The sequence below is a fragment of the Streptomyces sp. NPDC048185 genome, from assembly GCF_043202495.1.
Classification (GTDB): Bacteria; Actinomycetota; Actinomycetes; order Streptomycetales; family Streptomycetaceae; genus Streptomyces.
On the sequence record NZ_JBIDAN010000015.1, the window covers coordinates 1 to 19,986 of the forward strand.

Genomic DNA, 19,986 nt, shown 5'->3' on the forward strand with positions numbered 1-19,986 from the left:
GCCGGGTGGGTTTCCGGGGACGGGGGGGGCTTGGGGGGGGCGCCCGTCGGGGTCAAAACCCCCCGGGGCCCCCCCCCCCCGGGGGGGCGGGGGGGGGGCCCCGGGCGCGGGGGGGGCCCCCACCGCGGTCGTCACGGGAGTGGTCGAGGGTCAGAAGTCGTACTGGTCGATGTTGGCCTTGTCGAAGACGGTCGGCTCGCCCGGCGAGACGACGCCGTCCTCGCCCAGGGTGAAGCTCCCCAGGTCGCCGGCCTTGAACGTCTCGCCCTTCCGGCCGGTGATCTGCCCGGACTCCAGGGAGACCGCGGCGTGCGCGGCGAGCGCGCCGAGCTTGGCCGGCTCCCACAGCTCGAAGGCCTCGACCGTGCCGTTCTTGACGTAGGCACGCATGTCGTTCGGGGTGCCGAGACCGGTCAGCTTGACCTTGCCCTTGTACTTGGAGCCGGACAGGTACTGGGCGGCGGCCTTGATGCCCACGGTGGTCGGGGAGATGATCCCCTTCAGGTTCGGGTACTCCTGGAGCAGGCCCTGGGTCTGCTGGAACGACTTCTGGGCGTCGTCGTCACCGTAGGCCACCTTGACCAGCTTGATGTCCTTGTAGGCGGGCTTCTTCAGCTCCTCCTTCATGACGTCGATCCAGGCGTTCTGGTTCGTCGCGGTCTGCGCGGCGGACAGGATCGCGATCTCGCCCTTGCCGCCGATCTGCTTGGACAGCAGCTCGACCTGGGTGCGCCCGAGGTCCTCGGTGGAGGCCGGGGAGACGAACACCTGGCGGCAGTCCTTGTTGGTGTCGGAGTCGTAGGTGACGACGCTGACGCCGTTGCGCATGGCCTGCTTGAGCGCGGTGCACAGGGCGCCGGGGTCCTGCGCGGAGACGGCCATGGCGTCGACCTGCTGCTGGGTCAGCGTGTTGACGTAGCTGACCTGGCCGGCGGTGTCGGTGCCGCTGCTGGTGCCGACCTCCTTGTAGCTGGAGCCCAGTTCGTCCAGGGCCTTCTTGCCGCCGGAGTCGGCGGTGGTGAAGTAGGGGTTGTTGACCTGCTTGGGCAGGAACGCGACGGTGAGGCCCTTCTTGGTCGCCGCGTTCGGGTCGGCCTTGCCGGCCGCCGCGCTGCCGCTGTCCTTGGACGCGTCGTCCTTGGTGGTGCCGCCGCAGGCGGTGGCGCCCAGGGCGAGGGCGGTGACGGTGGCGAGGGCGAGGGAGAGGCGGCGCGTTCTGGCGGTGGTGCCGGACATCGTTGTTCCTTTACCTGTGCGGGCGGGGGAGTGGAGGGCGGGCCGGAGAGGTTCCGGGACGCAAGAGGGGAAGGGCTAGGAGGACGGGGCCGTCACCGGTGGTGAGGCGGTCGTCCGCCCCCTGGCCCGGGCCTGGGAGATCTGCCGGCCGATCCGGGGAGCCAGCACGGAGACGACGAGCAGCACGCCGGTGGCGACGGTCTGGGACTGTGCGGTGACGTTCAGCAGGCTCATGACGTTCTGCATCGTGCCGAGCAGGAACACACCGGCGACGGCGCCGCCCAGCGTGCCCTTGCCGCCGTCGAAGTCGATGCCGCCGAGCAGCACCGCGGCGATCACGGACAGTTCCAGGCCCGTAGCGTTGTCGTAGCGGGCGCTGGCGTAGTGCAGCGTCCAGAACACGCCGGTGAGCGCGGAGACCACACCCGTGGATACGAACATGGCCAGCTTGAGCCGCTTGACCCGGACACCCGCGAAGCGGGCGGCCTCCTCGGAGGAGCCGACGGCGAACAGTGAGCGCCCGAAGCGCGTGGCGTGCAGCAGGACGACCGCGATCGCCAGCAGCACGACGAACGGCACGGCGGCGTACGGCAGGAACGTGTCACCGAACCGGCCGGCCCCGAAGTCCAGGTACTGGGCCGGGAAGTCGGTCACCGAGTCGGAGCCGAGCACGATCTGCGCGATGCCGCGGTAGGCACCCAGCGTGCCGATGGTGACGGCCAGCGACGGCAGGCCGAGCCGGGTGACGAGCAGTCCGTTGACCAGTCCGCACACCACGCCGAGCAGCACGCACAGCGGGATGATCGTCTCGATCGCCATGCCCGCGTTCCACAGCGCCCCCATCACGGCACTGGAGAGGCCCGCGGTGGAGGCCACCGAGAGGTCCACCTCGCCGGACACCACGAGCATCGCCATCGGCAGCGCGATCAGCGCGATGGGCAGGGTGTTGCCGATGAGGAAGGACACGTTGAGGGCGTTGCCGAAGTTCTCGACGAAGGAGAACGAGCAGATCAGCAGGACGACCAGCAGGAGGCCGACCGAGGTGTCCCAGCGCACCGCCCCGCCGAGGCGGGAGAGCGCGGGGGACTTGACGGTGGTGTCAGGCATGACGGGCACTCCTCGTCTGTGCGGCCTTCTTGCGCAGCGCCCCGGCGACTCGCAGCGCCAGGACCCGGTCGACGGCGATGGCGAGCAGCAGCAGGAAGCCGTTGATGGCGGTGACCCAGACCGAGCTGACGCCCAGGGCGGGAAGCACACCGTTGATGGAGGTCAGCAGCACCGCGCCGAGCGCGGCACCGTAGACGGTGCCCGAGCCGCCGGTGAAGGCGACACCGCCGACGACCACGGCGCTGACCACCATGAGCTCGTAGCCGTTGCCGGTGTTGGAGTCGACGTTGCCGAACCTGGCGAGGTAGAGCGCGCCGGCCAGTCCGGCGAGCGCGCCGCACACCACGTAGGCCGTCATGATGCGGACCCGGACGGGGACACCGGCGAGCCGGGCGGCCTCCGGGTTGGATCCCAGGGCGTACATGTCGCGGCCGCTGCGGTAGCTGCGGAGGTAGTAGGCGACGACGACCAGCACGGCGACGGTGAGCAGGGCGAGGTAGGGCACCACGGAGATGCCGTCGTGGCCGAAGTCGACGAAGCCGCCGGGCAGGTCGCTCGCGGTGATCTGGCGGGAGCCGACCCAGATGGAGTCGATGCCGCGGACGATGTAGAGGGTGCCCAGGGTCACCACCAGCGCCGGCACCTTGCCGAGGCTGACCAGCGCGCCGTTGACGACGCCGAAGAGCGCGCCGATCACCACCGCGATCAGCACGGCGACGAGCGCGTTGCCGCCGTCCTGGAGGTAGAGGCCCGCGGCGAAGGCGGAGATGCCCAGCACCGAGCCGACCGACAGGTCGACGTTGCGGGTGATCACCACCATCGCCTGGCCGATCGCGACCAGCACCAGGATGGTGGCGTTCAGCAGCAGGTCCTTGATGCCCTGCTGCGACAGGAACTCGCCGTTGGACAGCTGGGTGGCACCGAGCATGACCACCAGCACGGCGATCACGGCCAGTTCCCGGGCCTTGAACATCCTGTCCATGAGCCGCCGTGCGGCGACGGACGCGGGTGCGACGTCCTGCCGCACCGGCTCGACGGTCGTGGTCATGCCGCCTTCCTCCCTCGGTCGGCGCGGCCGGTCGCGGCTGCCATCACGGTCTCCTCGGTGGCCTCGGCCCGGGACATCTCGGCGGTCAGCCGGCCCTCGTGCATCACCAGGACCCGGTCGGCCATGCCGAGGATCTCCGGCAGGTCGGACGAGATCATCAGGACGGCCACGCCGTCGGCGGCGAGCGAGGACAGCAGGCGGTGCACCTCGGCCTTGGTCCCCACGTCGATGCCGCGGGTCGGCTCGTCGACGATCAGCACCTGGGGTGCCGTGGCGAGCCACTTGGCGAGGACGACCTTCTGCTGGTTGCCGCCCGAGAGCGTGCCGACGACGTCGGCCAGCCGGGCGTACTTGACCTGGAGCCTGGTCGCCCAGTCCACGGCGCGGCTGCGTTCGGCCCGGCGGTTCATCAGCCCGGCACGGGAAGTGGCCGTGAAGCCGGTGAGACCGATGTTCCGCTCGATGGACATGTCCATCACCAGGCCCTGGGCGCGGCGGTCCTCGGGCACCAGGGCGATGCCCGCGGCCATGGCGACGCTGGGCGCTCCCGTCGGGAGCTTCCGGCCGAGCACCTCGACCTCACCGCCGTCGAAGCGGTCGATGCCGAAGACGGCCCGGGCCACCTCGCTGCGGCCGGCCCCGACCAGTCCGGCCAGGCCGAGGATCTCGCCGCGGCGGACGTCGAAGGAGACGTCGGTGAACACCCCCTCGCGCGTCAGCCGGCGCACGCTGAGGGCGACCTCGCCGATCCGGGTCTCCTGCTTGGGGTAGAGCTCGTCGAGATCGCGGCCGACCATGCGCCGTACCAGGCCGTCCTCGTCGAGGTCGGAGAGGGGCTCACTGGCGATCCAGGCGCCGTCCCGCAGCGTGGTGACCCGCTGGCACAGCTCGAAGATCTCCTCCAGGCGGTGCGAGATGAACAGCACCGCCGACCCCTGCTCGCGCAGCGTCTTGACCACGCCGAACAGGCGGGCCACCTCGCTGCCGGTGAGTGCCGCCGTCGGTTCGTCCATGATCAGCACGCGGGCGTCGAAGGAGAGCGCCTTGGCGATCTCCACGAGCTGCTGGTCCGCGATGGAGAGGCCGCGCGCCGGCTGGTCGGGGTCGAGCGTGACACCGAGGCGGGTGAAGAGGTCGGACGCCGCCTGCTTGACCGCACGGTGGTCCACCCGGCCCAGGGCGCGGCGCGGCTGCCGTCCGATGAAGATGTTCTCCGCGACGGACAGATCGGGGAAGAGCGTCGGCTCCTGGTAGATCACGGCGATCCCCGCGTCGCGGGCGTCGGCCGGACCGTGGAAGTCCACCGGCTCGCCGTCGAGGAGGACCGTTCCGGTGTCCGGACGGTGCACGCCTGCGAGAGTCTTGATCAGGGTGGACTTGCCGGCGCCGTTCTCGCCCGCCAGGGCGTGGGCCTCGCCCGCGTGGAGGCGCAGCGAGACGCCGCGCAGGGCCCGGACGGCGCCGAAGGATTTACTCACTCCCTCCAGGGCGAGCACCGGAGTGGTCTCCGGTTCGGGATGAGTCATGGGTTCTCTCCAGTACGTGTGCCGGGCGGGAACCCCGCTGTGAAATGTTTCAACGGGGTTGCCCGGAAGCTAGCTTCAGCCTGTCCGGAACGTCAAGGGTCTGAGCGCCCCGCAGTCGCGAGAAGTTGCGGACGGGGCGGAAAGGGGCGCCAGGAAGCCCCAATGAACTGCACAGTCACCCGCTGTCGGCCCGGTTGTGGCGCTGTGTGCCCGCCCTCCGGAAACGGGTCCACCAAGCTCTCCGCGACCCCTTGACGGGGTTCGGGTCACGGGCTAGTTTCAGCGGCATCCTGAATCGATTCACACACCGGGTCCTGCACCCGCCCCGCGACGGGGCAACTTGCTTATTCAGAGGTGGACATGCCTGACATCACTGCCGTGAAGACCGCACTCGCCGGCCAGCGGGTCGAGACGCCTTCCTGGGGCTACGGCAACTCCGGAACGCGTTTCAAGGTGTTCGCGCAGCCCGGCGTGCCGCGCACACCTCGCGAGAAGCTGGACGACGCGGCCAAGGTGCACGAGTTCACCGGCATCACCCCCCGGGTGGCGCTGCACATCCCCTGGGACAAAGTGGACGACTACGCGGCACTCGCCGCCCACGCGAAGGACCGCGGGCTGGAACTGGGCGCCGTCAACGCCAACGTGTTCCAGGAGGACGACTACAAGCTCGGCAGCGTCTGCCACCCGGACGCCACGGTGCGGCGCAAGGCTCTCGCGCACCTCATGGAGTGCGTCGACATCATGGACGCCACCGGCTCGCGCGATCTGAAGCTGTGGTTCGCCGACGGCACCAACTACCCCGGCCAGGACGACGTCGCCGCCCGCCAGGGCCGCCTGGCCGAAGCCCTCCAGGCCGTCTACGAGCGCCTCGGCGACGACCAGCGCATCCTCCTGGAGTACAAGCTCTTCGAGCCCGCCTTCTACACGACCGACGTCCCCGACTGGGGCACGGCCTACGCGCACTGCCTCAAGCTGGGCGACCGGGCACAGGTCGTCGTCGACACCGGCCACCACGCACCCGGCACCAACATCGAGTTCATCGTGGCGGTCCTGCTGCGCGAGGGGAAGCTGGGCGGCTTCGACTTCAACTCCCGCTTCTACGCCGACGACGACCTCATGGTCGGCGCCGCCGACCCCTTCCAGCTCTTCCGGATCATGCACGAGGTCGTCAAGAACGGCGGGCTGGACCCCGCCGCCGGCGTCGCCTTCATGCTCGACCAGTGCCACAACATCGAGGCCAAGATCCCCGCGGTCATCCGCTCCGTGATGAACGTGCAGGAAGCCACCGCCAAGGCGCTGCTCGTCGACGCCGAGGCGCTGACCGCGGCGCAGGCCGAGGGCGACGTCCTGGCCGCCAACGCCGTGCTCATGGACGCGTACAACACGGACGTGCGCCCGCTGCTGGCCGAGGTCCGCGAGGAGCGCGGCCTGCACCCCGACCCGGTCGCCGCCTACCGCGCGAGCGGCTGGCAGGAGCGGATCGCCGCCGAGCGCGTGGGCGGCGAGCAGGCCGGCTGGGGCGCGTAACCGCCCCCCGACTCGTCCGCGTCCCCGGAGCCCCGGCGTCCCCGCACCCCCGTCGTCCCCCCATCCCGAAGGAAAGATCACCATGGCCTCCGCCCTCCATCCCGAAGTCGCCGAGCTCCTGGCGCGCTCGCACCGCCTGGGCTCGGACCCGCGCAACACCAACTACGCGGGCGGCAACACGTCCGCCAAGGGCACCGCCACCGACCCGGTCACCGGCGGCGAGACGGAGCTGCTGTGGGTCAAGGGCTCCGGCGGGGACCTCGGCACACTGAAGGCCGGGGGACTGGCCGCCCTGCGCCTCGACCGGCTGCACGCGCTGAAGGACGTCTACCCCGGCGTCGAGCGCGAGGACGAGATGGTCGCCGCGTTCGACTACTGCCTGCACGGCAAGGGCGGCGCCGCGCCGTCCATCGACACCGCCATGCACGGACTGGTCGACGCCGCCCACGTGGACCACCTGCACCCCGACTCCGGGATCGCGCTGGCCTGCGCGGCCGACGGCGAGAAGCTGACCGCCGAGTGCTTCGGCGACAAGGTCGTCTGGGTGCCCTGGCGGCGCCCCGGGTTCCAGCTCGGCCTCGACATCGCCGCCGTCAAGGAGGCCAACCCGCAGGCCATCGGCTGCATCCTCGGCGGCCACGGCGTCACCGCCTGGGGTGCCACCTCCGAGGAGTGCGAGGCCAACTCGCTCCACATCATCCGCACCGCCGAGGCCTTCCTCGCCGAGAAGGGCCGTCCCGAACCCTTCGGGCCCCTCGCCGAGGGCTGCGCACCCCTGCCCGACGAGGAGCGCCGCGCCCGCGCCGCCGCGCTCGCCCCGCACGTCCGCGCCCTCGCCTCCGCAGACCGCCCCCAGGTCGGCCACTTCACCGACGACGACGTCGTCCTGGACTTCCTCGCCCGCGCCGAGCACCCGCGCCTCGCGGCCCTCGGCACGTCCTGCCCCGACCACTTCCTGCGCACCAAGGTCCGCCCGCTGGTCCTGGACCTGCCGGCCGACGCACCGCTGGAGCAGGCCGTCGCCCGCCTGGCGGAGCTGCACACCGAGTACCGCGCCGAGTACCGGGCCTACTACGAACGGCACGCCGTCCCCGGCTCGCCCGCCATGCGGGGCGCCGACCCCGCCATCGTCCTCGTGCCCGGCGTCGGCATGTTCTCCTTCGGCAAGGACAAGCAGACCGCCCGGGTCGCCGGCGAGTTCTACGTCAACGCGATCAACGTGATGCGCGGCGCCGAGGCCGTCTCCTCCTACAGCCCCATCGAGGAGTCGGAGAAGTTCCGCATCGAGTACTGGGAGCTGGAGGAGGCCAAGCTGCGCCGGATGCCCGCGCCCAAGCCGCTGGCCACCCGCGTCGCCCTGGTCACCGGCGCCGGCTCGGGCATCGGCCGGGCCATCGCCCACCGGCTCGCCGCCGAGGGCGCCTGCGTCGTGGTCGCCGACCTCGACGCCGCCGGCGCGGCCACCGTCGCCGAGGAACTCGGCGGACCCGACCGGGCCGTGGCCGTCACCGTGGACGTCACCAGCGAGGAGCAGATCACCGCCGCGTTCGCCGAGGCGGTCCTCGCCTTCGGAGGCGTCGACCTGGTCGTCAACAACGCCGGCATCTCCATCTCCAAGCCGCTGCTTGAGACCACGGCCGAGGACTGGGACCTCCAGCACGACATCATGGCCCGCGGCTCCTTCCTCGTCTCCCGCGAGGCCGCCCGGGTGATGACCGCCCAGAAGCTCGGCGGCGACATCGTCTACATCGCTTCCAAGAACGGCGTCTTCGCCGGCCCCAACAACATCGCCTACGGCGCGACCAAGGCCGACCAGGCCCACCAGGTGCGCCTGCTGGCCGCCGAGCTCGGCGAGCACGGCATCCGCGTCAACGGCGTCAACCCCGACGGGGTGGTCCGCGGATCCGGCATCTTCGCCGGCGGCTGGGGCGCCAAGCGGGCCGCCGTCTACGGCGTCGAGGAGGAGAAGCTGGGCGAGTTCTACGCCCAGCGCACGCTGCTCAAGCGCGAGGTCCTGCCCGAGCACGTGGCGAACGCGGTCTTCGCCCTGACCGGCGGCGACCTGACCCACACCACCGGGCTGCACATCCCGGTGGACGCGGGCGTCGCCGCGGCCTTCCTGCGCTGACCCGGAGCACGCCCTGATGCCGGTGCGGCACGCGCAGCGGCATCAGGGCGCACCACGGACCGGCGGGCCCCGCCCGTCCGCCTGTTCTCCCGCCCCCGACCCCCTCCCCGTCCGACCACTCCTCGCCGCGCACAGCGGAGGTACCACCACGTGACCACCACCCCGGCCTCCTCGGCCTTCCCCTCGGCGTTCGCCGCGGTCGACCTCGGGGCCACCAGCGGACGGGTGATTCTCGGCCGTGTCGGACCGGACAACCTCGACCTGACCGAGGCCCACCGGTTCCCCAACATCCCCGTCCGCCTGCCCGACGGACTGCACTGGGACCTGCTCGCGCTCTTCCGGGGCACCCTCGACGGACTTCGGGAAGCCGCCCGGGCCGGCTCGGTCGCCTCCGTCGGAGTGGACACCTGGGCGGTGGACTACGGGCTCCTCGACGCCGACGGCGTACTCCTCGGCAACCCGTACCACTACCGGGACAGCCGCACCGACGACGCCGCCGAGCGAGTCCTGCCCCACGTCGGCCCCGAGGAGCTGTACCGGATCACCGGGTTGCAGCACCTGCCGTTCAACACCGTCTTCCAGCTCGCGTCGGCCGCCGGCAGCAGCCAGCTGCGCGCGGCACGCACCCTGCTGCTCGTCCCGGACCTGCTGGTCCACTGGCTGACCGGATCCATCGGCGCGGAGGCCACCAACGCGTCCACCACCGGCCTGTTCGACGCCCGCACCGGCACCTGGTCCGCGGACCTCCTCGACCGGCTCTCCGTCGACCCCGGCCTGCTGCCGCCGCTGCGCCGCCCCGGCGACCCGGCCGGCACCCTCCTGCCGCACGTCGCCGATCACACCGGCCTCGACCCGAGCACCCCGGTCGTCACCGTCGCCTCGCACGACACCGCCTCCGCCGTCGCCGCCGTCCCGGCCACCGAGCCGCACTTCGCCTACATCTCCTGCGGCACCTGGTCCCTGGCCGGACTCGAACTGGACGCCCCCGTCCTGACGGAGGCCTCCCGGGCCGCGAACTTCACCAACGAACTGGGTGTGGACGGCACCGTCCGCTACCTCCGCAACATCATGGGCATGTGGCTCCTGGAGGAGTGCCGCCGGACCTGGGAGGCACAGGGCCTGCCCACGCACATCCCCGAACTCCTCGCCGAGGCCGCCCGCTGCCGCGCGTTCGGCGCGGTCATCGACCCGGACGACCCCGAGTTCCTAGCCCCCGGCGACATGCCGGAACGCATCCGCGACCACTGCCGCCGCACCGGCCAGCCGGTCCCCGACAGCCAGGGTGCCGTCGTCCGCTGCATCCTGGAGAGCCTCGCGCTGGCCCACCGCCGCACCCTGAGACAGGCCGCCGAACTCGCCGGCCGCGACATCACCCACATCCACCTCGTCGGCGGCGGTTCCCGCAACGACCTGCTGTGCCAGCTCACCGCCGACGCCACCGGCCTGCCCGTCATCGCCGGGCCCACCGAGGCCACCGCCCTCGGCAACATCCTCGTCCAGGCCAGAGCGGCCGGACTGGTGTCCGACCTCGCCGCGATGCGCCGGCTCGTCGCCGCCACCCAGCACCTCAGGCGCTACAGCCCCCGCGGCGACAGCGCCGCCTGGGACGCGGCAGCCGCCAGGCTCGCCCCCGCCCGAACGGAACCCCGATGCGCGTAGCCCTCTTCGCCACCTGCGTCAACGACGCCCTCTACCCGTCCACGGCGATCGCCACCGTCAAGGTGCTCGAACGCCTGGGGGTCGAGGTGGACTTCCCCGCCGCCCAGACCTGCTGCGGCCAGCCCCAGTACAACACCGGCTACCGGCGCGCCACCGAACCCCTGGTGCGCCGCATGGCCCGGGCCTTCGACGGCTACGACCACGTCGTCACGCCTTCCGGCTCCTGCGTCGCCATGGTCCGCGACAACTACCCGCGGATCGGCGCCAAGGCGGCGGCCGAAGGACGCGGCCAGGAACTGGCCGGCGCCGCCGCGTCCCTCGTGCCCCGCGTCCTGGAGCTGACCGAGTTCCTCGTCGACGTGCTCGGGGTGACGGACGTGGGTGCCTATTTCCCCCACACCGTCACCTACCACCCGTCGTGCCACGGACTGCGCATGCTCGGTCTGGGCGACCGGCCCCGCCGGCTGCTGCAGGCGGTCAAGGGGCTGGAGCTGGTGGAGCTGCCGGGCGCCGAGGAGTGCTGCGGCTTCGGCGGCACCTTCGCCGTGAAGAACGCCGCCGTGTCCGAGGCCATGGGCGACGACAAGATCCGCAACGCCCTGTCCACCTCCGCCGAGGTGCTGTGCGGTGCCGACAACTCCTGTCTGATGCACATCGGCGGCATGCTGCGCCGCCGGGACGCGCCCCAACGGGCCCTGCACCTCGCGGAGATCCTTGCGAGCACGGAAGAGGAGCCGCTGCGATGAGTGGAACCTTCATGGGCATGCCGTCCTTCCCGAGGGCGGCGCGTACCGCGGTGCGCGATGCGACGTTGCGTGGCAATCTGCGGCATGCGACGCGCACCATCCGCGCCAAACGGGCCGGAGCGGTCGCCGAACTCGAGGACTGGGCACAGCTGCGCGAGGCCGGCAAGCAGATCAAGGACCGCACCCTGCGCCACCTCGACCGCCATTTGGTACAGGTCGAGGAGGCCGTCACCGCCGCGGGCGGCACCGTGCACTGGGCCGCCGACGCGGACGAGGCCAACCGGATCGTGGCCGACCTGGTGAAGGCCACCGGCGAGAGCGAGGTCGTCAAGGTCAAATCCATGGCCACCCAGGAGATCGGCCTCAACGAGGCACTCGAGAAGGCCGGCATCCGGGCCTACGAGACCGATCTCGCCGAGCTGATCGTGCAGTTGGGCGACGACCTTCCTTCGCACATCCTCGTCCCCGCCATCCACCGCAACCGCGGGGAGATCCGCGACATCTTCCGCTCCGAGATGGGCGCGTGGGGCCGTCCGGCGCCCGAGGGCCTGACGGACACGCCCGCCGAGCTCGCGGAGGCGGCCCGGCTGCACCTGCGGGAGAAGTTCCTGCGCGCCAGGGTCGGCATCTCCGGCGCCAACTTCATGGTCGCCGAGACCGGCACCCTGGTCGTCGTGGAGTCCGAGGGCAACGGCCGGATGTGCCTGACCCTGCCCGAGACGCTGATCTCCGTGGTCGGCATCGAGAAGATCGTGCCGACCTGGCGGGACCTGGAGGTCTTCCTCCAGCTGCTGCCCCGCTCCTCCACGGCCGAGCGCATGAACCCGTACACGTCGATGTGGACGGGCACCACCGACGGCGACGGGCCCTGCACGTTCCACCTGGTCCTGCTGGACAACGGCCGCACCGACACCCTCGCCGACGAGGTCGGCCGCCAGGCCCTGCGCTGCATCCGCTGCTCGGCCTGCCTGAACGTCTGCCCGGTCTACGAGCGCGCCGGCGGACACGCCTACGGCTCGGTGTACCCGGGCCCGATCGGCGCCATCCTCACCCCCCAGCTGCGGGGCCTCACCACGGAACTCGACGCCTCCCTGCCCTACGCGTCCTCCCTGTGCGGCGCCTGCTACGAGGTGTGCCCGGTCGCCATCGACATCCCCGAAGTCCTGGTCCACCTGCGGGAGAAGGTCGCCGACCAGGGCGGCAAGGGACACCGGCTGGAGAAGGCCGCGATGAGGACGGCGACCTGGCTCCTCGACCACCCGGCCGCCCTCACCGCCGGCGAACGGCTCGCGTCCGGGACGCGGAAGCTGCACCCCAAGCGGCTGCCCGTCCCCGGGGCGCGCGAGTGGACCAACAGCCGTGATCTGCCGGACATGCCGGCCGAACCGTTCCGTGACTGGTGGAAGAAGAACCACGCATGACCCCTCCGTCCTCCTCCCGCGACCGCGTCCTCGGCCGAGTACGCAGGGCCCTCGCGGACGCGCCCGATACCCCCGAGGTCTCGCGCGACTACCTGGTGAGCCACACACCCGACGACCCCGCCGCGGTGCTCGACCTGCTCCACGAGAACCTCGCCGACTACCGGGCGGGCGTGCACCGCACCACGCGGGAGGGCCTGGCGGCCCTGATCGGCGAGCTCCTCGCCGGTCACGGCGCGCGCAGCGTCGTCGTGCCGCCCGGCCTGCCCGGCGACTGGCTGGCCGCCACGGACGCCCGGCAGCGCTTCGACGACGTCGCCCTGACCCCCGAGGAGCTCGACGCCGCCGACGCCGTGGTCACCGGCTGCGCGCTGGCCGTCGCGGAGACCGGCACCGTCGTCCTGGACGCCGGCCCGGGGCAGGGCCGGCGCGCCCTCACCCTCGTCCCCGACGTGCACATCTGCGTCGTCGACGCCCGCACCCAGGTGGTCGCCTCCCTCCCGCAGGCCCTGCCCCGCCTCGACCCCACCCGGCCCAGCACCTGGATCTCGGGTCCGTCCGCCACCAGCGACATCGAACTGGACCGGGTGGAAGGCGTCCACGGACCCCGGACCCTGGAGGTCGTCCTGGTGGTCGGCTGACGGCCGCGGGGGCCGGTGGAGGACCTCAAGCCCGTGCCGCCGGACCGGTCCGTCGCCTAACCTCGTGGGTGGGACCGTCGGCCCGCACGTGCGGGCACAGCGAGGAGGGGATCGTGCTCGGAAGGAACACCTGGTTGTTCGCGGGCGCGTTGGCGGTGGTCTGCGTCCTCGTCTTCGGCCGAGACGCACCGGGCGACGGCCCCGTCGCCGGGCCACTGCGCGCCGGCGCCGTCAGGGACGTCGTACCGAACCGGGTGATGACGTGGAACATCTGCAACCCCTGCCACGAGAGCAACGCCGACCGGGCAGCGGAGATCGCCGCGTACGCGCCGCAGGTCATAGGTCTGCAGGAGGCGTGCGTACGCGACGTCGAGAAGATCCGCGAGTATCTGAAGGGCGTCCACGGGCTGGTCTACCACGTCGAGTACGGGTCGGTCCTGCGGAACAGGGGACGCTGCGGCGGTTGGCCGTGGAATCCCGGTGGCTTCGGCCAGGCACTCCTGACGGCGGCGCCGATGACGGACCGCGTCCTGGTGGAGTACCCCGACGGCGGGTCCGAGGACCGCGGGTACCTGGCCGTCACCACGACGGTGGGCGGCCGGTCCGTCCGGGTCTTCAACACGCACCTCGCCCAACGGCGTCAGGAAGAGGTCCGGGCGGACCAGACCGCCGTACTCGCCGCCGCCGTCGCCCGGTACGACCGCGCCGTCGTGCTCGGTGACTTCAACGCCGTGCCGGACACCCCCGAACTCGACCCGTTCCGGGACCTGGCCGCCGACGCGGACCCCGGCTGCCGGCCGTCACCCGTCGGCACCTGCCGGCCGACCACCGACTGGGAGAGCAAGTTCGACTACGTCTTCCTGCGGGGCGTCACCCCGCTGCGGCACCGCGTGCACCCGTCCCCGTACTCGGACCACCACCTGCTGCTCGCCGACCTGCGCCCGTGAACCGGCCGGCCCTCTGGCATCATGCCCGCATGACGCCAGGCCGGATCATCTTCCTCAACGGCACGTCCAGTTCGGGGAAGTCCAGCATCGCCCGCGAGCTGCTCGACGTCCTCGACGACGGTGTCTTCTTCCACCTGGCGGTGGACGGCTTCAACGCGATGCGCACCAAGCGCGCCCTCGACGAGGAGGAGCTCGACACGGCGCTGCGGCGGACCAGGATGGGCTTCCACCGCTCCGTCGCGGCCATGGCCGAGGTGGGCAACGACGTCATCGTGGACCACGTGCTCAGTGAGCCGTGGCGGCTGCTCGACTGCCTGTCGGTCCTGCGCCCGGAGGACGTGCTGTTCGTGGGGGTTCACTGTCCGCCGGAGGAGCTCACGCGCCGGGAACGGGCGCGCGGCGACCGCCCGGTGGGCCTCGCCGCGCACCAGTACGACCTCGTCCACCGGCACGGTGACTACGACCTGGAGTGCGACACCGGTACCGAGACACCGCGGGAATGCGCCGAGCGGATCAGGGAATTCCTTCCGCACCGCCCCCGACGGACCGCCTTCGCCCGCCTGCGCGACCGCCTCCTGGCGGGCGGCGCCGCCACCGCCTGACCACGTCGGGCACCGGGACGGCTCACGGAAGGAGCGGAGTGCCCGCGGCCGCCCGCTCACCGGCCGGGCGCCTTCGCCGGGCGGGCTCGGTGAGCGACGGCGGCTGCCAGGCGCCGTCGGCCCGGTACAGATCCGTCCCGGGCGCCACGATCTCGTCGATCCGGTCGAGCACAGCGTCGTCGAGCAGCAGGTCGGCGCCCTTGAGCAGCGCGGTGAGCTGGTCCATGGTGCGCGGCCCGGTGATCACCGAGGTGACGGCGGGATGCACCAGCACGAAGGCGACGGCGAGTTCCGGCAGCGTGCAGCCCACCTCGTCGGCGAGAGCGACGAACCGCTCGACGGCCGCGAGCTTCGCCGCGTTGCCCGGCACCTCCGGATCGAAGCGGTGCGGCGTGAGCTTGGCGCGCCCGGTGGTGAGGTCGACGTGCCGGCCCTCGCGGTAGGCGCCGGACAGGAAACCCGAAGCGAGCGGTGACCAGGTCAGCACACCCATGCCCAGGCGCTGCGCGGTCGGCAGCACGGACCGTTCGACGCCACGCGCGAGCAGCGAGTACGGCGGCTGTTCCGTGCGCAGCCGCATCAGTCCGCGACGCTCCGCCACGTGGTGGGCCTCGACGAGGTCCTCCGCGGGGAATGTGGAGCAGCCGAACGCCCGGACCTTGCCCGCCGTCACCAGATCGCCGAGGACGGACAGCGTCTCCTCGATGTCGGTGGTGTGGTCGGGTCGGTGCACCTGGTAGAGGTCGATCCAGTCCGTGCCGAGGCGCCGCAGACTGTCCTCGACGGCCCGGACGATCCAGCGGCGTGAGTTGCCGCTGCGGTTGCGTCCCTCGGCCAGCGGAAAGTGGACCTTGGTGGCGAGGACGACGTCGTCACGTCTGCCCTTGAGCGCCTTGCCGACGATCTCCTCGCTCTCGCCGGCCGAGTACATGTCGGCGGTGTCGACGAAGTTGACGCCGGCGTCGAGCGCGGCGTGGATGATGCGTGCGCCGTCCTCGTGGTCGGGGTTGCCGACGGCACCGAACATCATCGTGCCGAGACAGTGGGTACTGACCTCGATGCCGGTCCTGCCGAGGACTCGATAGCGCATGCCGGTGCTCCGTGACGGTGGGGTGGGTGGGGAGCGTCACTGTAGGACTTGGAGTGCACTCGACAGCAAGGGAACGCGTGCGCGGATCGGGCGCGACCGGGGTGCGGAACGGGACGGCGGGGGTACTCGGACTGCCCCGGCCGTCGGACAGCCTCAGGGGAGATGAACAGGCATGGTGTCCGAAACCGTGCAGGTGTCCTCGCACCGCGCCGCTCTCGACGGCGATCTCACCGTGCCCCCCGGCGCGCGGGGGATGATCCTGTTCGCGCACGGCAGCGGCAGCTCACGGCTCAGTCCCCGCAACCGCGCGGTCGCCGCGGGTCTGCGCGGAGCGCGCTTCGGGACGCTGCTGCTGGACCTCCTGACTCCGGACGAGGAGCGCGAGGACATCGCCACCGCCCGGCATCGCTTCGACGTCGCCCTGCTGGCCCGGCGCCTGGCGGACGCCGTGGACTGGCTGGGGCGGCGGCCGGACACCGCCGGCCTGCCCATCGGACTGTTCGGGGCGAGCACGGGTGCGGCGGCCGCCCTGACGGCGGCGGCGGAGCGGCCGGCAGCGGTGCTCGCGGTGGTGTCCCGGGGAGGCAGACCGGACCTGGCGGGCGACGCCCTGGCCCGTGTCGCCGCGCCGGTCCTGCTCGTCGTCGGCGGTGACGACGAGACGGTTCTCGGTCTCAACCGGGAGGCGGCCCGGCGGCTCGCGGCGTTCCACCGGATCCACGTCGTCCCGGGCGCCACCCACCTCTTCCCCGAGCCCGGCGCGCTGGAGGAGGTCACCGAGGTCGCCGCCGCCTGGTTCGGTGACCAGCTGAACGAAGGAGCCGACAGCGAGCGATCCGGCTGACACCGCGGGCCCGGACGCGGTGGCCGTTTCCGTTTCCTCCGGGGGAGTGAGGCAGGCATCAGGTCATGCGATTCCACAACCGCCGGACGGCCGGCCAGGAACTCGGGCTGCGGCTCGTGGAGTGGGCGTCCGACGGCGAGCTGTTCCGCCCCGTCGTTCTCGCGCTGCCCCGCGGTGGCGTGCCGGTGGCCGCCGAGGTCGCCCGGGCGCTCGGAGCGCCACTGGACGTGCTCGTGGTGCGGAAGATCGGTCTGCCCGGAAGGCCGGAGACGGGCATCGGCGCCGTCGTGGGCGACGACCCGCCCCTGTTCGACGAGCGGGCCCTCGCGATGCTCGGCCTCACCGAGGACCGCCTGGCCCCGGACGTGGCCCGGGAACGGAAGGAACTCGGGCGCCGCGCCCTGCTCTACCGGGGCGACCGGTCCACGCCCGGCGTCGGGGGGCGCACGGTGGTCCTCGTCGACGACGGCTTGGCCACCGGCGCCACCGCGCGTGCCGCCCTGCGCCACCTCAGGCGGCTGGACCCGGCCCGGCTGATCCTCGCCGTTCCCGTCGGGGCCCCCGAGGCCGCCGCCGAGATGCGCGCGGAGGCCGACGACGTCCTGTGCCTCAGCCGGCCGCCGGACTTCTGCGCCGTCGGCCTCTGGTACGACGACTTCGAGCAGGTGAGTGACGACGAGGTCGTCGAGATCCTCAGCACCCACCGGGTGACCTCGTCCCCCGGCACGTACTGACCGTCGTCGCAAAAAGGAAATCAAAGGTCTTTTCAGGACTTTACTCACGTTTTACGGTGAAGACATGGCCAGTCACACAGGTGAGACCAAGCCGTCGGCCCAACGGGTCTGCCCGGTGTGCCACCACCCCGTGCACAGTGAGGTCAGACGGCGCAAGAGTCTCGGAATCTTCGTCCCCCGCTGGTACCCGGGCCAGTGCCACAACCCCGACTGCGCCGCGGCCGTCACAGCCCCCGCCCGTTACGCACGGCGGTGACGCCCCCCACCCGGCGGGTCAGCTCCCGCGCCGTCTGCGCGACGTGACCCGCGATCCGGTCGCGCTCCGGCGCGTCGGCCGACTCGCCGGGGAAGGTGACGGACACGCCCGCGATCGGATGGGCGTGATGGTCCAGCACGGGCGCGGCGACGGAGGACAGGCCCGGGGTGACCTCTCCCTCCTCCGTCGCGTACCCCCGGCGCCGCGCCTGGGCCAGCAGGCCCCGCAGGGCCGTCAGCGACGCGGGCCCGACGCCGTGCCGCAGCACGAACGCGGACCGGTCCGGGAAGATCGCCCGCACCTGCGCGGGCGGCAGCAGCGCCAGCACCGCACGGCCGCTCGCGGTCAGGTGGGCCGGCAGCCGCACCCCCACCTCGCTGACGAGCGGCGCCCGGCCGGGAGCACGCTCCTCGATGACGTAGATGACCTCGCGGCCGTGCAGCACGGCGAGGTTCGCGTTGTGCCCGGTGCGGTCCACCAGCGTGGCCAGCGGCACCCGGGCCAGCCGCTGGAACGGCGCCTGTCGCTCGTACCCGGAGGCCAGCTCGAAGGCGCTGACGCCGAGGCCGTAGCGCCGCTCCTCCGGCAGGTGGACCACGAAGCCCTCGGCGGCGAGCGTGTCGAGCAGGTGGTACGTCGTCGAGCGGGGCAGCCCCACGTCGCGGCTGATGGCGGCCGCGGGCACGGGTGCCGCCTGCCGCGCCAGATAGCGCAGCACGGCCAGCACCTGCGCGGCGGCCGGGACGATGCTCATGGGGCGACAGTAAACCAGTGGCGAGGCCGGGCGAGTGTCTGGGATCCCAGACCTCCACGGGTGACAATGTCTTGGATCCCAGACACTAGTGATCCAGAACCCCTCGCGCACCGGCTCCCGCTGCGGCTTCATAGGGGCATGACCGTTGTTGTTGGTGTCGGCGCGCTCTCCGCCGACGAAGTCGTGTCCGTCGCTCGTCTCGGCACCCCGGTGGCCCTGGCCCCGGAGGCGCTCAAGGAAATCGCCCGCAGTCGCGAGGTCGTTCGGGCCCTCGCCGACGACGCCAAGCCCCACTACGGCGTCTCCACCGGTTTCGGCGCCCTGGCCACCCGCCACATCCCCACCGAGCTGCGTGCCCAGCTCCAGCGCAGCCTGGTGCGCTCGCACGCCGCGGGCTCGGGCCCCGAGGTCGAGCGCGAGGTGGTCCGCGCGCTGATGCTGCTGCGCCTGTCCACCCTCGCCACGGGCCGTACGGGCGTACGGACGCAGACCGCCGAGGCGTACGCCGCGGTGCTGAACGCCGGCATCACCCCGGTCGTGCACGAGTACGGCTCGCTCGGCTGCTCCGGCGACCTCGCCCCCCTCGCCCACTGCGCCCTCGCCGTCATGGGCGAGGGCGAGGTCCGCACCGCCGACGGTGTGCGCAAGCCCGCCGCCGAGGCGCTCGCCGAGGCGGGCATCACCCCGGTCGTGCTGGAGGAGAAGGAGGGCCTCGCCCTCATCAACGGCACCGACGGCATGCTCGGCATGCTCGTCCTCGCCGCCCGCGACCTGCGCCTGCTGCTGCGGACGGCCGACATCGCCGTCGCCATGAGCGTCGAGGGCCAGCTCGGCACCGACGCCGTGTTCGCCGCCGACCTCCAGGCGCTGCGCCCGCACCCGGGCCAGGGGGACAGCGCCGGCAACCTGCGCGCCCTGCTCGCCGACTCGGCGATCGTCGCCAGCCACAAGGGGCCGGAGTGCACCCGCGTCCAGGACGCGTACTCGCTGCGCTGCTCGCCCCAGGTCCACGGCACGGCCCGCGACACCCTCGCCCACGCCGAACTGGTGGCCTCCCGCGAACTGGCCAGCGCCGTCGACAACCCCGTCGTCACCCTCGACGGCCGGGTGGAGAGCAACGGCAACTTCCACGGCGCCCCGGTGGCCGCCGTCCTCGACTTCCTGGCCATCTCGGTCGCCGACCTCGCCTCGATCTCCGAGCGCCGCACGGACCGGTTCCTCGACCCCGCCCGCAACCGCGGCCTCAACGCCTTCCTGGCCGACGACCCCGGCGTCGACTCCGGCCACATGATCGCGCAGTACACCCAGGCCGCGATCGTCTCCGAGCTCAAGCGGCTCGCCGTACCGGCCTCCACCGACTCGATCCCCTCCAGTGCCATGCAGGAGGACCACGTCTCCATGGGCTGGTCGGCCGCCCGCAAGCTGCGCCGCGCCATCGACGGACTCGGCCGCGTCCTCGCGGTGGAGATCTACACGGCCGCCCGCGCGCTCGACATGAGGGCCCCGCTCAGCCCGGCGCCGGCCACCGCCGCGGTGCGCGACGGGCTCCGCGAGACGGTCGAGGGCCCCGGCACCGACCGGTGGCTCGCCCCCGAGATCGAGGCGACCGTCCAGTACGTCACCTCCGGCCGCGCCCTGGCCGCCGCGGAGTCGGTCACCGGCCCGCTGGTCTGACCGGACCGATGCCCCGCACCACCTCCCGGACCCACGGGTCCGGGAGGTT

General features: G+C 72.3%; 17 protein-coding genes. 11 read left to right on the forward strand and 6 right to left on the reverse strand.

Annotation, left to right across the window (positions count from 1 at the left end; translation table 11 throughout):
• Positions 1-150: 150 nt before the first annotated feature.
• From rhaS to ACGF3H_RS32205, 4 genes are all read right to left on the reverse strand, one after another.
• Positions 151-1,236, reverse strand: coding sequence for a rhamnose ABC transporter substrate-binding protein (gene rhaS, locus ACGF3H_RS32190; RefSeq protein WP_362500570.1), 1,086 nt, complete (start codon positions 1,234-1,236; stop codon positions 151-153).
• Between the two features lie 75 nt (positions 1,237-1,311).
• Complete coding sequence (locus tag ACGF3H_RS32195) at positions 1,312-2,343, reverse strand: ABC transporter permease (RefSeq protein ID WP_362500569.1); 1,032 nt, start codon at positions 2,341-2,343, stop codon at positions 1,312-1,314.
• On the reverse strand, positions 2,336-3,391 hold the full coding sequence (locus ACGF3H_RS32200) for an ABC transporter permease (protein ID WP_362500568.1): 1,056 nt from the start codon (positions 3,389-3,391) through the stop codon (positions 2,336-2,338). The genes ACGF3H_RS32195 and ACGF3H_RS32200 overlap by 8 nt, the downstream gene beginning before the upstream one ends.
• Entirely contained in the window at positions 3,388-4,917 is a 1,530-nt protein-coding gene (locus ACGF3H_RS32205; protein WP_362500567.1) for a sugar ABC transporter ATP-binding protein, read from the reverse strand. The genes ACGF3H_RS32200 and ACGF3H_RS32205 overlap by 4 nt, the downstream gene beginning before the upstream one ends.
• Before the next feature lie 360 nt (positions 4,918-5,277).
• On the opposite strand from ACGF3H_RS32205, the gene rhaI reads away from it, so the two are divergent.
• The 8 genes from rhaI to ACGF3H_RS32245 all read left to right on the forward strand — a co-directional run bounded on the left by rhaI (position 5,278) and on the right by ACGF3H_RS32245 (position 14,585).
• On the forward strand, positions 5,278-6,444 hold the full coding sequence (gene rhaI, locus ACGF3H_RS32210; protein ID WP_362500566.1) for an L-rhamnose isomerase: 1,167 nt from the start codon (positions 5,278-5,280) through the stop codon (positions 6,442-6,444).
• 82 nt (positions 6,445-6,526) lie between these two features.
• Positions 6,527-8,572 carry a bifunctional aldolase/short-chain dehydrogenase gene (locus tag ACGF3H_RS32215; protein ID WP_362500565.1) on the forward strand — a complete coding sequence of 682 codons (2,046 nt, stop codon included), beginning with the start codon at positions 6,527-6,529 and terminating at the stop codon, positions 8,570-8,572.
• A 150-nt stretch (positions 8,573-8,722) separates the two neighbouring features.
• A complete protein-coding gene (locus tag ACGF3H_RS32220; RefSeq protein WP_362500564.1) occupies positions 8,723-10,231 on the forward strand; it encodes a rhamnulokinase family protein in 1,509 nt (502 codons plus the stop codon).
• Positions 10,222-10,977 carry a (Fe-S)-binding protein gene (locus ACGF3H_RS32225; RefSeq protein WP_362500563.1) on the forward strand — a complete coding sequence of 252 codons (756 nt, stop codon included), beginning with the start codon at positions 10,222-10,224 and terminating at the stop codon, positions 10,975-10,977. Before ACGF3H_RS32220 ends, ACGF3H_RS32225 begins: the two co-directional genes overlap by 10 nt.
• On the forward strand, positions 10,974-12,398 hold the full coding sequence (locus ACGF3H_RS32230; protein WP_393816567.1) for a LutB/LldF family L-lactate oxidation iron-sulfur protein: 1,425 nt from the start codon (positions 10,974-10,976) through the stop codon (positions 12,396-12,398). Before ACGF3H_RS32225 ends, ACGF3H_RS32230 begins: the two co-directional genes overlap by 4 nt.
• Positions 12,395-13,036, forward strand: a complete 642-nt coding sequence (locus ACGF3H_RS32235; RefSeq protein WP_362494891.1) for a lactate utilization protein C — start codon at positions 12,395-12,397, stop codon at positions 13,034-13,036. Before ACGF3H_RS32230 ends, ACGF3H_RS32235 begins: the two co-directional genes overlap by 4 nt.
• Before the next feature lie 110 nt (positions 13,037-13,146).
• On the forward strand, positions 13,147-13,983 hold the full coding sequence (locus ACGF3H_RS32240) for an endonuclease/exonuclease/phosphatase family protein (RefSeq protein ID WP_362494914.1): 837 nt from the start codon (positions 13,147-13,149) through the stop codon (positions 13,981-13,983).
• 29 nt (positions 13,984-14,012) lie between these two features.
• A complete protein-coding gene (locus ACGF3H_RS32245) occupies positions 14,013-14,585 on the forward strand; it encodes an AAA family ATPase (protein ID WP_362494888.1) in 573 nt (190 codons plus the stop codon).
• Positions 14,586-14,607: 22 nt separating this feature from the next.
• Here the strand turns inward: ACGF3H_RS32245 and ACGF3H_RS32250 are convergent, their stop codons facing one another.
• Complete coding sequence (locus tag ACGF3H_RS32250; RefSeq protein WP_362494885.1) at positions 14,608-15,675, reverse strand: aldo/keto reductase; 1,068 nt, start codon at positions 15,673-15,675, stop codon at positions 14,608-14,610.
• A 172-nt stretch (positions 15,676-15,847) separates the two neighbouring features.
• On the opposite strand from ACGF3H_RS32250, the gene ACGF3H_RS32255 reads away from it, so the two are divergent.
• A complete protein-coding gene (locus ACGF3H_RS32255; protein WP_362494882.1) occupies positions 15,848-16,519 on the forward strand; it encodes a dienelactone hydrolase family protein in 672 nt (223 codons plus the stop codon).
• Positions 16,520-16,584: 65 nt separating this feature from the next.
• On the forward strand, positions 16,585-17,253 hold the full coding sequence (locus ACGF3H_RS32260) for a phosphoribosyltransferase family protein (RefSeq protein ID WP_362494880.1): 669 nt from the start codon (positions 16,585-16,587) through the stop codon (positions 17,251-17,253).
• 224 nt (positions 17,254-17,477) lie between these two features.
• On the opposite strand, the gene ACGF3H_RS32265 is transcribed toward ACGF3H_RS32260, so the two are convergent.
• Complete coding sequence (locus tag ACGF3H_RS32265; RefSeq protein ID WP_362494877.1) at positions 17,478-18,263, reverse strand: IclR family transcriptional regulator; 786 nt, start codon at positions 18,261-18,263, stop codon at positions 17,478-17,480.
• Between the two features lie 138 nt (positions 18,264-18,401).
• Here ACGF3H_RS32265 and hutH point away from each other — a divergent pair, with 138 nt between their 5' ends.
• Positions 18,402-19,937, forward strand: a complete 1,536-nt coding sequence (hutH, locus tag ACGF3H_RS32270; protein WP_362494874.1) for a histidine ammonia-lyase — start codon at positions 18,402-18,404, stop codon at positions 19,935-19,937.
• Positions 19,938-19,986: the final 49 nt, after the last annotated feature.

Coding starts and splice junctions, on each gene's coding strand:
- hutH (WP_362494874.1), top strand. CDS start 18,402: ATGACCGTTGTTGTTGGTGTCGGCGCGCTCTCCGCCGACGAAGTCGTG.
- ACGF3H_RS32215 (WP_362500565.1), top strand. CDS start 6,527: ATGGCCTCCGCCCTCCATCCCGAAGTCGCCGAGCTCCTGGCGCGCTCG.
- ACGF3H_RS32225 (WP_362500563.1), top strand. CDS start 10,222: ATGCGCGTAGCCCTCTTCGCCACCTGCGTCAACGACGCCCTCTACCCG.
- ACGF3H_RS32255 (WP_362494882.1), top strand. CDS start 15,848: ATGGTGTCCGAAACCGTGCAGGTGTCCTCGCACCGCGCCGCTCTCGAC.
- ACGF3H_RS32245 (WP_362494888.1), top strand. CDS start 14,013: ATGACGCCAGGCCGGATCATCTTCCTCAACGGCACGTCCAGTTCGGGG.
- ACGF3H_RS32200 (WP_362500568.1), bottom strand. CDS start 3,391: ATGACCACGACCGTCGAGCCGGTGCGGCAGGACGTCGCACCCGCGTCC.
- ACGF3H_RS32205 (WP_362500567.1), bottom strand. CDS start 4,917: ATGACTCATCCCGAACCGGAGACCACTCCGGTGCTCGCCCTGGAGGGA.
- ACGF3H_RS32260 (WP_362494880.1), top strand. CDS start 16,585: ATGCGATTCCACAACCGCCGGACGGCCGGCCAGGAACTCGGGCTGCGG.
- ACGF3H_RS32195 (WP_362500569.1), bottom strand. CDS start 2,343: ATGCCTGACACCACCGTCAAGTCCCCCGCGCTCTCCCGCCTCGGCGGG.
- ACGF3H_RS32250 (WP_362494885.1), bottom strand. CDS start 15,675: ATGCGCTATCGAGTCCTCGGCAGGACCGGCATCGAGGTCAGTACCCAC.
- rhaS (WP_362500570.1), bottom strand. CDS start 1,236: ATGTCCGGCACCACCGCCAGAACGCGCCGCCTCTCCCTCGCCCTCGCC.
- rhaI (WP_362500566.1), top strand. CDS start 5,278: ATGCCTGACATCACTGCCGTGAAGACCGCACTCGCCGGCCAGCGGGTC.
- ACGF3H_RS32230 (WP_393816567.1), top strand. CDS start 10,974: ATGAGTGGAACCTTCATGGGCATGCCGTCCTTCCCGAGGGCGGCGCGT.
- ACGF3H_RS32265 (WP_362494877.1), bottom strand. CDS start 18,263: ATGAGCATCGTCCCGGCCGCCGCGCAGGTGCTGGCCGTGCTGCGCTAT.
- ACGF3H_RS32235 (WP_362494891.1), top strand. CDS start 12,395: ATGACCCCTCCGTCCTCCTCCCGCGACCGCGTCCTCGGCCGAGTACGC.